Genomic DNA, 14,491 nt, shown 5'->3' on the forward strand with positions numbered 1-14,491 from the left:
TTTATTCACTCCCCCTGATAAATAGTGACATTTGGACTTGATGGTCAGTCGTGCTCATCTCAAAGCCCAATGAATCATTTTTGGCAACTAACTCTTGCACGTTTGCTAAGCCCAGTCCAGCGTGATTAGGCTTGGTTGAATAGCCAGCCGCAAAAATCTTTTGTACCGTAATTGGATTAGTAATGGAATTGGTGACGGTAAACTCATAGGCTTGGCCATGTTTGAGCAGGGCGATTTGGATTTTGGGATGAGGCTGATTTTTAATTGCCTCAACTACATTGTCCATCAAGATCCCGATAATTCGTACCAAGTCCATTTCAGCGCCGGGTAATGTTGTGATTTGATCATTAACTTCGATTGAAAGCAGGGCTTGCGAGTTTTGCCTGATTATTTGGTAGGCTTTGTTCTGTAAAACGTTTTGTAGGCCAGGCAAACCGATTTTGTTCACTTCACGATCAATTTCAATGGAGTGAGTAATCTGATCACTTTGTTGGTGTGTGATTTCGTCAATAAGGTGGCTGGCCTGCGATAATTGTTGTGCCTTAAGGTAGCCTTGGACACTCAAGAGCATATTTTTAAGATCATGCCGTTCTTTCCGTAATTGTAGGTAGTAGGCTTGCGTTTCTTTAGCAGCTTGGACATCTTTTTGATAAACGGAGTTTTGCACTTGAAGGCGCAGTTCACGTTGGTAACTTTGGATGAGTAAAATTGTAGCCAACATTAACAGTAAATCAAACCAAGCGAAGATCATGAGTAATGAAAGCTGATAGGTTGCTTCAACCTGTAAATACTCGGCAATTCCGTCAATTAGTAATTGTCCAAAGAGCGCAAGAAGCGATAGCTTAAAAACCGCATGTTCAACAAGTGGTGAATTGCTCAAAGTAACCAAAAAATCCAAAATTTTATTTTTTGTTTTAACAACAAGACATAGTGTAATCACAATAACGATCAAAATCACTATTATTGCGAAGTAACCACCATAGTTTGGGTATGAATTAAAAATTCCCAAAGAGTTTAACGAAAAAACTGCGAGACTAAATACTAAAAGCTGAAAAGCAAGAATGATAGAAGCGGCAATTAGATGAATACGAATGCTTCCATTATTAGCGATTCGGTCTTCTAAGGCAATATAGATAAGAAAAGTGGCATAGCCGAGAACAATAGAGTACCAGTTGGTTACGTAAAAAATAAAACAAAGCGAGAGTATATCAAAGATGAAGCTCACTCGATTAGAGTAGAAGAACAGGCAACGATAGATTAAATATGGAAATAACCAGATCACGGTGTCGAGGATTATGATCTGATGAATAGCAAGATCAATCATAGTGTTAACTACCAAACCGTGACCGTTTTTTTAGCATCTTCTTTAACATCGTAATACCACCGTGACCATTTTTGTTTCCACCGATAACAAGGAGTAACGTTTTAGAACTGATTTGTTGAAAGGTGGAGATTGTTTTTTTCTGTGTCATAAGTAACATCTCTTTCTTTTTTGTGTGGTAGGAGGTTAATTTATTTCCAAATATAATTATGCGTAAGTTCTTCTTGCGGTGGGAAATTTATGGCTGAACGTATGTAAATTTGGGTTAAGCGTAAAAAGACGACGGAAGGACAATTCGAAACTTTTTAAGAATTATGTGGGTATCATTATGAGTGTAGGAAGCTACTAGCATTTTGAAGAAAGGGGGATAGATCACTATGTTTACCAAGATTAATTTAAATTATCTTTATTTAGCAATCTTAGTAATTGTAATGATTGTAATTTTAGGTGGCTATGCTAGTGGAGGTAGCGCATATGTTGAAGGATGGAACTCTTTACCATAGTAGCTATACCTAATTTTATCACTTATCGCAAGAGAAGATGGTTTTTAAATTACGGTATTGTTTTCGAGAAATGGAGGTAAAGTATGACAGTAAAATTTAAGACGCTTGACAGTTCGACCTTAAGTCAAACGATTGGTGGTAGTAATTGGGATTATCAGTTGGGAGAAAGAGTTGGCCGGGTAGTAACAACGTTATTTGGCGGTCGAGTATTACGAGGACTTCGAGGAAAACACTAATTGTGAGGAGGAGATTATCAATGGAGAAATACGAATCTTTATCATTGAAAGAAATGCAACAGGTTGTTGGTGGAACCCAGGAGATGAAGTGCTATTCGACGAGTTGTATTCGGCGGCGAGCGCAAGGTGCCCAGAATGCCTATGATTTTGCACGTGGTTTTGCTCATGGAGTATGTCAGGGAGTGGGTTGGTGTAATTAATGATGAAGCATAAGGTAATCAAATATGCTCTCTTTTCATTACCTTTCCTTTTTCTATTGATCAGTATTTTTCGTCAACATTATGAAACGGCATTGGTATGGTTTACGGTAAGTGCTTATTATGTTTACGATTGGTACGTAGGTGATAAAAGATAATAATTACTATTGTTTGATGTATTGATGATCTGGGTTAACCTAGATTTGATCAAGAAAATATAGTTAAAGAAAAAAGCAAAGCGGCTGATGAGCGTTAAAAAGCTCATCAGCCGCTTTGTTTACTTCAAATGTTGGGCCTTAAACTGGTGCAAGTTCGTGGTCGTAGGCGTTAAGTTTTGCCATTCCGTCGAGAGGAAGGCTTCGTTCATCTGGTAATGGGGTGCGGGTTGGGGATTGTCTAAGAAGGGGGCAATCCGGTGGTCGAAGTCGACCCACCCGGCCCAACCAATATGAATCGTATCGTTCATAAAGCCCGGCTTGCTGCCGGCGTGGGAGTAATCAATGATGTGATTAAACCCTTGGGCTTGCAATTGGAACTTGATCTTCTTGGCCGTTTGGTAGTACATCTGCATGTTCAGGCCGGTCTTTTGTTCCCACTTGGCGTTGACCGGGGTAATCATGAAGACGACGTTGGTGTTGGTCTTTTTCAGTTGGTTTAAGACCACTTGCAAGTCGGCATACTCCGGACTCTTCAGGTAGGAGAAGTGCTTTTGTGAACCTTCAATATGCTTGGCGTGCTTGATCCGCTGGTCGTAAAAGCTGTTTAAGACGCCAAGGTCGTTGTTATTGGTGGCCTTGGCGTGCGCCTTGACGGCCTGGGCATAGAGCCGGTCGTAGTCATAGCGCTTAGGCAACAGTTTTTCCCGCGGCTGAATCCGCTTTTGGTAGTTGTCCTTTAAGAAGAAGCCGGAGAAGAGGTTGTCTTCGTGGGCTAAAAGGGCAATCCGGACCTTGATGTTGGCCCGCTCAAAGGCATTCAGCTGTTCGCCCCGTTCAATCTTGTAAGCATAGCTGGCCACCGTCCCGCTGTCGCTGGTTAATTCGCCCAGGCGCTTGGCCGTGTAGCGGTCGTAAGGCGACTTGGGGTTGGCTTGGGCCAGCCAGACCAAGTTGGCGTAGGTCCCGTTGTAGTAACGAAAGGCATCCGGCATGACCCCTTTTTTGACGAACCACTGCGGCGAAATGACAAAGACGGCCTTCTTATTCTTCATTTGTGGGGCCATCATCGTCATGTTAAAGAGCTGGGGCAGGGACTGAGTTCCCCGCGAGCCAAACATGAAGGGCCGGTAGTGGTGGTACTTGGCCGCCATCGTTGCGGGGTAGTAGCGGTCCATCCGGTTGAACTCACTGGAACCAAAGAAGGGCACGTAATTGGCCTTTTTATCGGCGAGGGCTTGGACCTTGATCGCCCGGTTCTTAAAGACGTTCGGGCTAAGGGAAACAGCCGCCCTTTGCAGGGTCGCCGGTGAGTTGTTGCTCTTCCACGGAATCGCAAAGACCACCAGGGCCAAGCCGGCGGCGATCAAGGCTGGGCCAAAGATTGACCACAGCTTTTGCTTGTTAGTCATTTTGGAGTTCCTTTACCCGCGCTTCAATCTTTTCCACCGTGCTCCAAGCGTCGCGGTCGAATTCGGAAACCGGCACTTGAATATCAAATTCGTCTTGCAGAGACAAGAGGAATTGGACGGTGGCCATTGAGTCGAGCAGCCCATCGGCGTACAGGTCCATCGTGACATCGGCAAAATCGGCGGCATCGCGACCAGTGGCTTGAGCTAAGAGTTCTTGAATTTGTGCTTGCATGAGTAATTCCTCCAAATTTTAAAGTGTGTTTGCAACAGCAGTGACTAGTGGTGACCAGGCACCACGAACCACAGTTTGTCCAAAAAGCCGCAGAAGACTAAGAAGGACAAGACGACAAAGTTAAAGGTAATAAAGCCGGCGACAAACTTAGTCCATTTGGTCGACTTAATCTTAAAGTGCTTGCGCTTGTAACGCAACCACCAATCGTTGACGACCAGGGCCAAGCCGTGCATGAAACCGTAGAGAATGTAATACCAGGTGACCCCGTGCCAAAAGCCCATCACCATCATGTTGAGCATGTAAGCAACACTGGACAAGACATTCCGGTTTTTAAACCACTTCTTCTTGGTGGCCATAAAGACAAACCGCATGAAGATGTAGTCGCGGAACCAAAAGGACAGGGTCATGTGCCACCGGTTCCAGAATTCCTTGATGTTCTTGGCCAAGAACGGCTTATTAAAGTTCATTGGCGTTTGAACGCCCATCAGATAAGAGATCGCCACGGCAAAAAAGGAGTAGCCGGCAAAGTTAAAGTAAAGGTGACCGGCATAGGTGTAAGCCACCCCCACGACCCACCAGGACAGGTGCGGTGCTGACAGCAGGGCCTGCTTGACCATGAAGGGGTACCAGAGTTGCCCAAAGAAGTAGTCGATCACGAATTCGTAGACAAAACCAATGAACAGGTATGGGACAGCTTTGGCCACCAGGTCCAGGTATTTCTCCCGGCTGGGCACTTGTTGATAGTCCTTGGCAAAACGCCGGTAGCGGTCGATTGGCCCGGACGTAATCGTTGGCATAAAGGCCATGAAGCGGACAAACTTCCACCAGTTTAAGTCCTTAACGACCCCATCGCGGGTTTCGATAATCGTCCCGGCGGCCCGGAAGGTTAGATAGGAAATCCCTAAGAAGCCGAGCAGGGAATTGTGCCCGACCATCGCCGGGGAGAACTTCACGATGATGATGGGCAACAGTGATAGAAAAACAGCCAAGTAGAAGATCGCACTGGCATTTTGCTTTTGCCGGTAGTGGAAGTAGCTGATCACAATCACCGTTTGGTAGATGATGTAAGCGACCAAGGAGAAGGCCTGTTGGTAGCTTTGCCCATCAAACATTAAGAAGATGAAGACAAAGCTGACTAAGGCTTCGTACCAACTGAAGCGCTTGCCAAAGTACAAGCCGATCCCCAGCGGCAAGAGCGCCACTAACAAGTAGATGAAGTAAGTCGGTGTTCCATAGGCAGTGAAGTTAGGCAAATCTTGCATCCACGTCAACATTATTGGTTAGCCTCCGCAATGATTTGCTTGACGGCGATCTTACCGTTGGCCGACTTCGGGAAATGGTCGACGTAGACGAACTGGGTTGGCATCATGTAATCCATGATTTGGTCCTTCAAGCTTAACCGGATCGCTTTGGTCAATTCTGCTGGGGTGGCATAATCGTTGGCTTCGGCGATGACGTAGGCAATCAAGTGGGAAGCCTTGCCGTTTTTATCGTACTTTGGCACCGCGACGGCTTGCTTGACCAACGGGCTCAATTCCAAGCTGGAGCGGACTTCATCGAGCTCTACGCGGAAACCGTGCAGCTTGATTTGAAAGTCCATCCGGCCAATGATGTGGCGGACGCCAGCTTCATCGATAAAGCCGGCGTCGCCAGTCCGGTAGGATTGAACGCCGTTGACTTTAAAGAAGTTTTGGGCGGTCTTTTCCGGATTGTGCAGGTAGCCCTTGGCCACGCTGTCACCGGAAATGACGATTTCCCCGTGCACGTTCGGGGTGGTAATTGGTTGGTCGCCATCCCAAATTGAGGTCGTCACGCCCGGCTTATCAACCCCGATCGGCAGCCGCTTCAGCGTTTCGGCCATTTCCTTGGTGATCTCGCAGCTGGTAATCGCCACCGCTGCTTCGGTCGGCCCGTAGGTATTAAAGATCTTCACGGCTGGGAACTTGGCAAAGAGGCGCTTGACCGTTGAGGGGGTCAGTTCTTCCCCGCAAAAGACCATGTGGGTCAACTGCGGCATTTTTGCGGCGTTAAAATCCGGGCTGAGCAAGAGCATGTCCGCAAAGGACGGGGTCCCGACAAAGACGTTGAAGTCCAGGTCGGGCAAGACCTTAAAGAGTTTGCCAAAGTTTTGGACCGTTGCCAGGGGGACCGCTTTGATCGTGGATCCCGTTAACAGGCCAACCAGCCAGTAGAAGTGGGAAATATCAAAGGAGAAGGGCGCTTGGCCCAAGTACTTGGTTGCCGTTGGCAGGTTGAAGTCCGGGCCCATCATCCAGTCGGCAAAGGATTGAATGTTGTTATGGGTGACTTCGACCCCCTTCGGTGAGCCGGTCGTCCCCGACGTAAAGAGGACGTAGAAGGTGTCATCACCGGTTAGGGCGTGGGTTGGCGTGTAAGTCGCCGGGGTCGTCATGATCTGGCGCAGGTCCGCCAGAGTCAAGATTTGTCCAGTAAAGTCCACGTCGTTAGCCGGAAAGTCATCGATGGCGACCACGAGTTGGGGTTGGGCCGTCTTGATGATCGATTGCAGCCGGGGCAAAGCGGTGCCGACTTCGACCGGAATGTAGGGGTGACCGGCCTTAGCGCCCCCGATAAAACCGGCGGCCATTTCAAATTGGTGATCCCCATAGTAAAGAATCGGGCTGCCCGCGGCAATCGTTGACTGTTGATCCAGCCAGGCCGCAAAGGCATTGGTATAAGTCAGTAAATCTTGGTAGGTATGAGTTGTGCCTAATTCATCGTAGGCAACTTGGGTCAAGTTGGCTTGAGCCACTTGATCCAAGCGGGTAATCAGGTTGTTAGCCATGGTGGTTTCCTTTCCTTAGAACTCGTTGTAAATAAAGGGCGCTTGGCCGACGCCGAAGTACCCGTAGAGGTAGATCAGCAACATTAAGACCAGAAAATATAAGAGCGTCCGAATGGCAAACGAGGCCTTCGGGTGGTCTTTAATGACCTTCATTGTTGGTGTCCTTTCTTTTTTAAATCACGCTTTAGTCTAGCGCAATTCCAGGCGTTGGTTGCAAAAAAAGCAAAAGTTAACCGAATGTTAAACACTCGGTCAAAACTTTCTGAATTTTACAATAAAGTTACGAAAAGTGCAAAAATACTGAAAAATTATAAGTGCCGACTAGGGACAATAATTTTTTGCGAACAAATAAGAACACCTGTGTGGTATAATAAAACGGACAAACCAGCTTCAAAAAAGAAAGGACGGATACCGATGCGCTTTTTACACACGGCTGATTGGCACCTCGGGAAAAAATTAAACGGCTTTGATTTAGCCGCCGACCAGTGGACCATGTTTAAACAAATTGAGAGCGTGGCGTTGACCGAAAAAGTCGATGCCCTCGTGCTGGCTGGCGATTTGTTTGACCGGGCGGTCCCCAGTGAAGCGACGGTCGATCAGTTGAAGAAAATGTTGGCCCAGCTGAATTTGGTTGATCGCTTTCCGATTTTGGCGATCAGTGGCAACCATGATTCAGCGCCCCGCTTAGGGATGGCCAGCGCGTGGTACCGGGCGCACGGGTTGTATTTGGTGACCGAATTTGCCCAGGCCTTTGAGCCGATTGTGATTGGCGACACCCAATTTTTCTTGTTGCCCTACTTTACCTTGCAAGCGGCGCGCAATTACTTTGCTGATGAGCAGCTTCGCGATTTAAATCAGGTGATGGCTAAAGTGGTAGCGACGATGCAGGCTCAATTTGCCCCAGACAAGCACCATGTCTTGGTTGCCCACTTCTTTGCGGCGGGCAGCCAACGAACGCCCGCTTCGGAAACCATGATTGAAGTAGGGGGCCTGGCGGCGGTTGACGTCGCCTTGTTGGCCCCGTTTGACTACGTGGCGTTGGGCCACTTGCATAACCCCCAGGCCCTCAAGACCAAGCGGGTGAAGTACAGTGGTTCGCCACTAAAGCTGTCGGCCAGTGAAGCGACGATGACCAAGGGGGTCCGCGTGGTTGATCTCGCGGCGGACCGGGTGGCTTGGCAGCCGTTGTCCCAGCACCCGGACCTGGTGAAAGTGACGGGGAGCTTCGCTGAATTAACGGCGCCCGAGCAAGTTGCGGGGATTGACCGGGAAAATTATTATTTACTGACGCTGAAAGATCAAAACGAAATTCCCGATGTCATGGCCAAGTTGCGCGAATTTTATCCCCGCATCCTCAGTTTGCATTTTACCCGGCAGTTGAACCAACCGGCGGTGCAAACCATGCACAACCTGACGGAAAAGTCACCACTGGAGCAACTAGCCGCGTTTTATGAACAGACGACCGGTCAGCCCTTGACCGCCCGCCAACAAAAGTGGGCGGCGGAAGGGTTAGCAAAGATTAAGGGGGAAGACGATGCGACCACTCAAGCTTGAATTAACTAACTTTGGCCCGTACCCACACAGCGTGATTGACTTCCGTCAGTTTGATGAGGCCCCGCTCTTTTTGGTCACCGGGCCGACGGGGAGCGGTAAGACGACGATTTTTGACGCGATGGTCTATGCCCTCTTTAATGAAACAACGAACAACCAAGACCGGAATGCCGCGGCCTTACGGGCTGATTTTGCCCCCGCCGATGCGGTCACGGTGGTGCAATTCACCTTTGAACATGCGGACGTGGTCTACACCCTTACCCGGGCGCCAAAGCAGAAATTGAAAAATAAGCAGGGGCGCCTTGTGGAACGCGCGGCCAAGGTCAGCTTAACTTACGAACGGGCGGGTGAAAGCCAAACGTTGACCCGGATCAGTACGGTTGACAAATTTATTGTCGATTTGCTGCACCTGACCAAAGAACAATTTAAACAATTGGTGCTCCTGCCGCAGGGGCAATTTCGTCAGGTCCTGGCTTCTTCAAGTACGGAGAAAGAGGCTTTATTGGAAGAATTATTTGCAACTGGTTTATACCAGCAATGGGCCCAAGCGTTAAAGGAACAATTGGCTCACCAAGAGGCCGCACTGAAAACCCAAAACCAGAAATTAGCCTTGCTCAAGCAGGCCGTTCCACAAATCGATGCGACCTTGCCCACCCCAACTTGGCAGGCCCAAGCTCAGCGCCAGGTGACCGCCCAAACCACGGCCTTGGCTGATATTTCCCGGGAAATTGCCGCGGCGCAAACGGCCGTCCAAACGGCCAGTGCGCAGTTGCAACAGGCTCAAAGCGTCCAAGCCGACCAAGCGGCCTTAGCCAAGTTAACCGCGGCGGCCACCCAACTCACTGCCCAAGAGCCCCACATTCAGCACCGGCAGCGGCAGTTACACGCGTTGCAATGGTACCAAAGACAACAAACCACCTATTTAAAGTGGCAAACGGCCCAGCAGGATCTGGCGGCGGCCCGGGCTGCCCGTCAAACTGCCCAGACCGCCCGAGCAGAAGCAGTTCGGGCGCAACAAACTGCTGAGCAAGCAGCGCAGACTTTGGCGGCCCAAACGCCAACGATCGAACAACAGCAAGCCCAGCGGCTGACTTTGACCAGCCAGTTGCCAGAATTTGAGGCCCAGGCCCGCCTGCAAGCGCAAGTAGCAACTCAACAACGGCAGGTTGAGCAGCTGACGGCCCAAGTCGCGGAGTTAACGACGCAACGTGACCAGCAGCAAGCCCAGCAAGCCCAGCTGACGGCGGCCGTGGCGCGCGCGGACGCGATCAATGCGCAGGCTGTCGCGGTGGAGCGCCAGACCAACGAGCTCCAACAAACCACCGCGGCCCTAACCTGGGTACAAGAGCAACAAACCACGCTGACGGCGGCAGAAACTAAACTGCAAACGGTCCGGCAAACGGCCCAGCAAACGGCGGCGGCGCTAGCGACGGCGCAAGCCACGTTGAAAACCCAAAAGGATGCCTACGCCCGGGCCGCGATTCGCCGCTTGGCGGCTGATCTGCAGCCGGGGTCACCATGTCCGGTTTGTGGCAGTCGCGACCACCCGCACCCGGCGCCGGCGGTCGCCAGTGGGGAGGAGGTAACCGCGGAAATGGTCGAAGCCGCCGAAACGGCGGTCACGGCCGCAATCCAAGCCGCCAGTCGGGCCGCTAGCCAGGTGAGCCAACAGGAACAGCAAGTCGAAACTGGTCGTGACCAATTAAACCAGCAATTGACGGCCTTGGCCCAACAATTGGGGGTCGCCGCTGAGTTGTCAACCGTAGCGGCGGCCGTGGCCAAGGCGCAGGCTACGCTTACCCAGACCCGGGCGACGTTGGAGCAAGAGCAAGCTGCCGTGGCCCAAGCCAAGCAGGACTTGCAGGCGCTGAGCGCACCGCTGGAACAAACCACCACAGACCTGGCCACCCAGACCGATCACTTGCGCGCAGCGCGGGAAACTTTGGCGGCGCAACAGGCGCAGTTGCAAGCGCAAACGGCCCGCTTAGGGGAGCGCACGTTAGCCGAAGTGCAGGCGGAAATTGAACAGTTGACCACGCGGCTGCAAACCTACCACCAAGCGGTCACGCAGAACCAAGCGGCGCTCACGCAGGCCAAGCAGGACCAAGCCGTAGCCCAAACCCAGCTGGCGGCGGCTGATAAGCAAGCCACGGCCGCTCAGGCGGTCAGTGAACAGACTCAGGCCGCCTTACAAACGGCCTTGGTGGCCTTTGATCCGCAGTTGACCTGGGATTTCTGGGCCCAGGCCCAAGCTGATTTAAGCCAGCAGGCCACTTGGCAAGCCGAAGTGGACGCCTACCGACAACAGCAAGCCGCCAATGCTGCCCAGCAAAAGCAGCTGCAAGCGCGCTTAGCCCAGGCAAAGGGCACCGTAACGGTTGCAACGGCCAAAGCAGCATTAAAGACGGCCGAAGCCACCCTCGCGGACCGTCAGGCGGCCAAGGGGCAACAAACTGAGCAATTGGCGCAGCTGCAAGCCACCCTCAAGCAAGTGGCGACCGTAGTCAAGGCCCAAGCGGCCCACCTTGAGGAACAAACGGAATTGAATACGTTGGTGCAAGTGGTCACTGGCAACAGCACCACCAAACTCAGTCTGCCCCGCTACGTCTTGCAGACCTACTTTAGCCAGGTCTTGACGGTTGCCAACCAATATTTGCTGAAGCTGTCGGAGCAACGGTACAGCTTTAAATTGGATGAACAGGTTGGCAAGGGCCGGGGGCAGAAATGGTCAGGGTTGGAAATCAATGTGCACGACAATCAGGTGGGGCAAGACCGCAGTGCGCGGACCCTGTCGGGCGGGGAAAGTTTCCTTGCCTCACTATCGCTGGCCCTGGGCTTGTGCGAAGAAATTCAGCGCCAAGCGGGCGGGGTCCAGATTGACGCTCTCTTTATTGATGAAGGTTTCGGCTCGTTGGATCAAAATGCCTTGCAGACGGCCTTAAACGCCCTCTTGGAGATTCAGGGCCACCGGATGATTGGGGTGATCAGTCACGTGACGGAAATGAAGGAACAAATTCCTGATCAATTGGTCGTCCACAGTCATGATGGCCGGAGCGCGGTCAGCTACCGGCACGCTGATTAGCGAAAAATCTGGGGAAAAAGATTGCAGTAGCGCCTTAAATCAACTACAATAACTGTCAGAAAATGAAACACGCAACGGGCTTTAAGTAGGTGGGCAGAGAGCTCCCGGTTGGTGAAAGGGAGATGCCGAAACTCCGGCCCGGTAAAAGTGGGCGGGTAATGCCGCACGGATAATGGCCGTTATCCATTTTGAGGGTGCTTAATTAAGCAAACTTGGGTGGTACCGCGGAAATGGAGTCATTTCGTCCCAATAATGGATGGAATGGCTCCTTTTTTAGTTGCTAACGAAGGTAGAGGAGGAAATACTATGCTGGATTTAAAGAAGATTCGTCGCGAACCGGACTGGTTTAAAGAAAAGTTAGCCACCCGGGGTGTCAAGCCGGAAGCCATTGATGAAGTTTTAACCTTGGATGCCAAGCGGCGGGAACTTTTGCAAGAAACAGAAGCTTTGAAGGCCCAACGCAACGAAGCGTCCAAAAAGATCGGGGAAGCCAAGCGCAACCACGAATCAGCTGACGAAGCGATTGCGGCAATGCAAAAGATCGGGGGGCAAATCAAGGCCTTAGATGAACAAGTGGCCCAAAACGATGAAGTCTTATTTGACAAGCTGGCCCACTTGCCAAACGTGCCCCACGAAGGGGTTCCAGTCAGCTTGACCGAAGATGGCGCCAAGGAAATGCGTAAGGTTGGCGAAATTCGCCACTTCGACTTTGAACCGAAGCACCACTGGGATATCGGGGAAAACCTGGGGATCCTCGACTTTGACCGGGCGGCGAAGGTTTCTGGCGCCCGCTTTGTCTACTACGTCGGCTTAGGGGCCCAATTGGAACGGGCGGTCTACAACTTCATGTTGGATGAACACATGAAGGAAGGCTACACGGAAATGCTGCCACCATACATCGTGAATGCCCACGCGATGTACGGGACGGGGCAATTCCCGAAGTTCAAAGAAGATGTCTACCAAGTCAACGGCGAAGACATGACCTTGATTCCAACCGCTGAAGTGCCGCTGACCAACTACTTTGGCAATGAAGTGATTCCAGCCGAAAAGCTGCCGGTTTACGTCACGGCCTTGACGCCAAGTTTCCGTTCTGAAGCTGGTTCGGCGGGCCGCGATACCCGAGGTTTGATCCGGATGCACCAATTCAATAAGGTCGAAATGGTGAAGTACACCAAGGCCGACCAATCTTGGGACGAATTAGAAAAGATGACGGCCAACGCCGAAAACATCTTGCAAAAGTTGGGGCTGCCGTACCACGTGATTACCCTGACGACGGGGGACATGAGTTTTACGGCATCAGAAACGCACGACTTGGAACTGTGGATGCCAGCCCAAGGCAAGTACCGGGAAGTATCTTCTTGCTCGAACTGCCTGGACTTCCAAGCCCGGCGTCTGCACATGCAATACCGCGATGAAAACGGTAAGTTACAATACGTCCACACCTTAAACGGATCGGGCTTAGCAGTCGGCCGGACGGTAGCGGCCATTTTGGAAAACTACCAAAACGCCGATGGTTCGGTCACGATTCCGGAAGTCTTGGTTCCATACTTCCACGGGATTACCAAGATCACCAAGGAAAACGCGGTGCCATTTAACCGCCAAAAATAAGCAGTAAACGACTAACAAGACTTTCTTCTTTGCGGGAGAAAGTCTTGTTTGGTTTTGGACTAAGTCCCCGCTGAAAGGGGAAGTCTGCTAAAATAAAGCCAACAGCAAAGAGGGGGCGAGAGGCGTGGTGCCAGACGATCATCAGCCGCAGATTGTTACCAGCTGCGGCGGCCAAAGTCATTAAGTCCGAACGGGGAACCGCCAACGAACTTTACCTGAAAGGACGAAAATGATGAAAACAATGAAATTAAAGTGGCTCTTTTTGGCGAGTCTGCTCAATAATACTGGTTCCGCCCTGCTGTGGCCGTTGATTACCGTCTACGTCCATGACTACCTGCACGAATCAATGACGGTCGCCGGGATCGTGATGTTTTTTATTTCGATGGCGATGATGGCCGGCAACTACTGTGGGGGCTGGTTGTTTGACCATTGGCGGCCGTACCAAGCGGCGGTCCTAACGGTGCTGGTCGCCACAGTGGCCACGAGCTTGTTAATTTTTTTCCACGGCTGGCCGACCTTTGCCCTCTTGCTATGCTTAGTCAGCTTTGCCGATGGCTCTAGTCTAACGATTATCAACGCTTACGGGACGGCGGTCACTTCCCGGTCCACCCGCTACGTCTTTAATGCTTTGTACATGGCGATGAACGTCGGGGTGGTCTTGGGGACGTTATTGGTGGGGGTACTCTTGCCAATCAGCCCGACCTTGACCTTTACGGTGACCGCGGGGGCCTACCTGGTCTTTGCGGTGGTAGTGGCCCTGGCCTTCCGGGTGCCGGTCACCAAAGCGCAAGCGTCCCCAAGCCAAGCCGGTCAGCGCAGCAGCCAAGCCGGGATTCACCTGGTCTACGCCCTGTGTCTGTGCTTATTGACGGTTTACTTGAGTTATTCTTTGTGGGAGACGGTCATGGCGGTGCGGATTACCGACGCCGGCCTGCCCTTTGTGGCGTACAGCTCCCTGTGGACGATCAATGGGGTGATTATTGTCGTCGGTCAGCCCTTGGTGCCGCTGTTAGCTAAGGTGATGAAGTTGCGCACCCAGATTGAACTGGGAATTTTCGTGTTTGCGGCCTCATTTTTACTATTAACCTTTGCCCACAGCTTTGCCATGTTTGTGGTGGCCTTTGTGATTTTGACCTTTGGGGAGATGACGGGGCTGCCAGCGGTGCCGGCCTACATCGACCAGCTGACCGATCCGAGTGAAACTGGGAAGTACCAAGGCTTGCCCAACATTGCGATGTCGATTGGGCGGGCGATTGGCCCCTTTTACGGGGGCTTGATCGTCGACCGGCTGAATTATGAAACTCTTTTCATCTCGGCTTCTGGCATGATTTTGGTCACCCTCTTGTACGTGGCAGCTTACGCGCGGCGGAAATTTGTTAAATAAATGG

Annotated in this window: 12 protein-coding genes; 6 read left to right on the forward strand and 6 right to left on the reverse strand. The window is 51.2% G+C overall.

What is annotated here, in order from left to right:
* Position 1 precedes the first annotated feature (1 nt).
* Positions 2-1,324, reverse strand: a complete 1,323-nt coding sequence (locus BN54_RS10055; protein WP_155818314.1) for a sensor histidine kinase — start codon at positions 1,322-1,324, stop codon at positions 2-4.
* 374 nt (positions 1,325-1,698) lie between these two features.
* On the opposite strand from BN54_RS10055, the gene BN54_RS10485 reads away from it, so the two are divergent.
* Complete coding sequence (locus tag BN54_RS10485) at positions 1,699-1,824, forward strand: hypothetical protein (protein WP_268869342.1); 126 nt, start codon at positions 1,699-1,701, stop codon at positions 1,822-1,824.
* A 256-nt stretch (positions 1,825-2,080) separates the two neighbouring features.
* On the forward strand, positions 2,081-2,260 hold the full coding sequence (locus BN54_RS06345; protein WP_019206335.1) for a hypothetical protein: 180 nt from the start codon (positions 2,081-2,083) through the stop codon (positions 2,258-2,260).
* A gap of 274 nt (positions 2,261-2,534) precedes the next feature.
* Here the strand turns inward: BN54_RS06345 and dltD are convergent, their stop codons facing one another.
* The 5 genes from dltD to BN54_RS06370 are packed head-to-tail and all read right to left on the reverse strand — an operon-like array spanning position 2,535 to position 7,015.
* Entirely contained in the window at positions 2,535-3,824 is a 1,290-nt protein-coding gene (gene dltD, locus BN54_RS06350) for a D-alanyl-lipoteichoic acid biosynthesis protein DltD (RefSeq protein WP_019206336.1), read from the reverse strand.
* Positions 3,817-4,056 (reverse strand): D-alanine--poly(phosphoribitol) ligase subunit DltC, encoded by a 240-nt coding sequence (gene dltC / locus BN54_RS06355; protein WP_019206337.1) that lies wholly within the window; start codon positions 4,054-4,056, stop codon positions 3,817-3,819. The genes dltD and dltC overlap by 8 nt, the downstream gene beginning before the upstream one ends.
* Before the next feature lie 44 nt (positions 4,057-4,100).
* Complete coding sequence (dltB, locus tag BN54_RS06360; protein WP_019206338.1) at positions 4,101-5,330, reverse strand: D-alanyl-lipoteichoic acid biosynthesis protein DltB; 1,230 nt, start codon at positions 5,328-5,330, stop codon at positions 4,101-4,103.
* Positions 5,330-6,862: a D-alanine--poly(phosphoribitol) ligase subunit DltA gene (gene dltA, locus BN54_RS06365; protein ID WP_019206339.1), complete on the reverse strand. Its 1,533-nt coding sequence runs from the start codon at positions 6,860-6,862 to the stop codon at positions 5,330-5,332. The genes dltB and dltA overlap by 1 nt, the downstream gene beginning before the upstream one ends.
* A 15-nt stretch (positions 6,863-6,877) precedes the next feature.
* A complete protein-coding gene (locus BN54_RS06370) occupies positions 6,878-7,015 on the reverse strand; it encodes a teichoic acid D-Ala incorporation-associated protein DltX (protein WP_019206340.1) in 138 nt (45 codons plus the stop codon).
* 261 nt (positions 7,016-7,276) lie between these two features.
* On the opposite strand from BN54_RS06370, the gene BN54_RS06375 reads away from it, so the two are divergent.
* The 4 genes from BN54_RS06375 (at position 7,277) to BN54_RS06390 (ending at position 14,487) form a co-directional block, all read left to right on the forward strand.
* Positions 7,277-8,416 carry an exonuclease SbcCD subunit D gene (locus BN54_RS06375; RefSeq protein ID WP_019206341.1) on the forward strand — a complete coding sequence of 380 codons (1,140 nt, stop codon included), beginning with the start codon at positions 7,277-7,279 and terminating at the stop codon, positions 8,414-8,416.
* Complete coding sequence (locus BN54_RS06380; protein ID WP_019206342.1) at positions 8,397-11,495, forward strand: AAA family ATPase; 3,099 nt, start codon at positions 8,397-8,399, stop codon at positions 11,493-11,495. The genes BN54_RS06375 and BN54_RS06380 overlap by 20 nt, the downstream gene beginning before the upstream one ends.
* A gap of 306 nt (positions 11,496-11,801) precedes the next feature.
* Positions 11,802-13,103 carry a serine--tRNA ligase gene (serS, locus tag BN54_RS06385; RefSeq protein ID WP_019206343.1) on the forward strand — a complete coding sequence of 434 codons (1,302 nt, stop codon included), beginning with the start codon at positions 11,802-11,804 and terminating at the stop codon, positions 13,101-13,103.
* Between the two features lie 232 nt (positions 13,104-13,335).
* Complete coding sequence (locus BN54_RS06390) at positions 13,336-14,487, forward strand: MFS transporter (RefSeq protein WP_019206344.1); 1,152 nt, start codon at positions 13,336-13,338, stop codon at positions 14,485-14,487.
* The last annotated feature ends 4 nt before the right edge of the window (positions 14,488-14,491 follow it).

Source organism: Limosilactobacillus ingluviei str. Autruche 4, assembly GCF_000312405.1.
Classification (GTDB): domain Bacteria; phylum Bacillota; class Bacilli; order Lactobacillales; family Lactobacillaceae; genus Limosilactobacillus; species Limosilactobacillus ingluviei.

Excerpts from the sequence above, each read along its gene's own strand:
- BN54_RS06370 (WP_019206340.1), bottom strand. The coding sequence starts at position 7,015 with ATGAAGGTCATTAAAGACCACCCGAAGGCCTCGTTTGCCATTCGGACG.
- BN54_RS10055 (WP_155818314.1), bottom strand. The coding sequence starts at position 1,324 with ATGATTGATCTTGCTATTCATCAGATCATAATCCTCGACACCGTGATC.
- dltD (WP_019206336.1), bottom strand. The coding sequence starts at position 3,824 with ATGACTAACAAGCAAAAGCTGTGGTCAATCTTTGGCCCAGCCTTGATC.
- serS (WP_019206343.1), top strand. The coding sequence starts at position 11,802 with ATGCTGGATTTAAAGAAGATTCGTCGCGAACCGGACTGGTTTAAAGAA.
- BN54_RS06345 (WP_019206335.1), top strand. The coding sequence starts at position 2,081 with ATGGAGAAATACGAATCTTTATCATTGAAAGAAATGCAACAGGTTGTT.
- dltC (WP_019206337.1), bottom strand. The coding sequence starts at position 4,056 with ATGCAAGCACAAATTCAAGAACTCTTAGCTCAAGCCACTGGTCGCGAT.
- BN54_RS06380 (WP_019206342.1), top strand. The coding sequence starts at position 8,397 with ATGCGACCACTCAAGCTTGAATTAACTAACTTTGGCCCGTACCCACAC.
- BN54_RS06390 (WP_019206344.1), top strand. The coding sequence starts at position 13,336 with ATGAAAACAATGAAATTAAAGTGGCTCTTTTTGGCGAGTCTGCTCAAT.
- dltB (WP_019206338.1), bottom strand. The coding sequence starts at position 5,330 with ATGTTGACGTGGATGCAAGATTTGCCTAACTTCACTGCCTATGGAACA.
- dltA (WP_019206339.1), bottom strand. The coding sequence starts at position 6,862 with ATGGCTAACAACCTGATTACCCGCTTGGATCAAGTGGCTCAAGCCAAC.
- BN54_RS06375 (WP_019206341.1), top strand. The coding sequence starts at position 7,277 with ATGCGCTTTTTACACACGGCTGATTGGCACCTCGGGAAAAAATTAAAC.
- BN54_RS10485 (WP_268869342.1), top strand. The coding sequence starts at position 1,699 with ATGTTTACCAAGATTAATTTAAATTATCTTTATTTAGCAATCTTAGTA.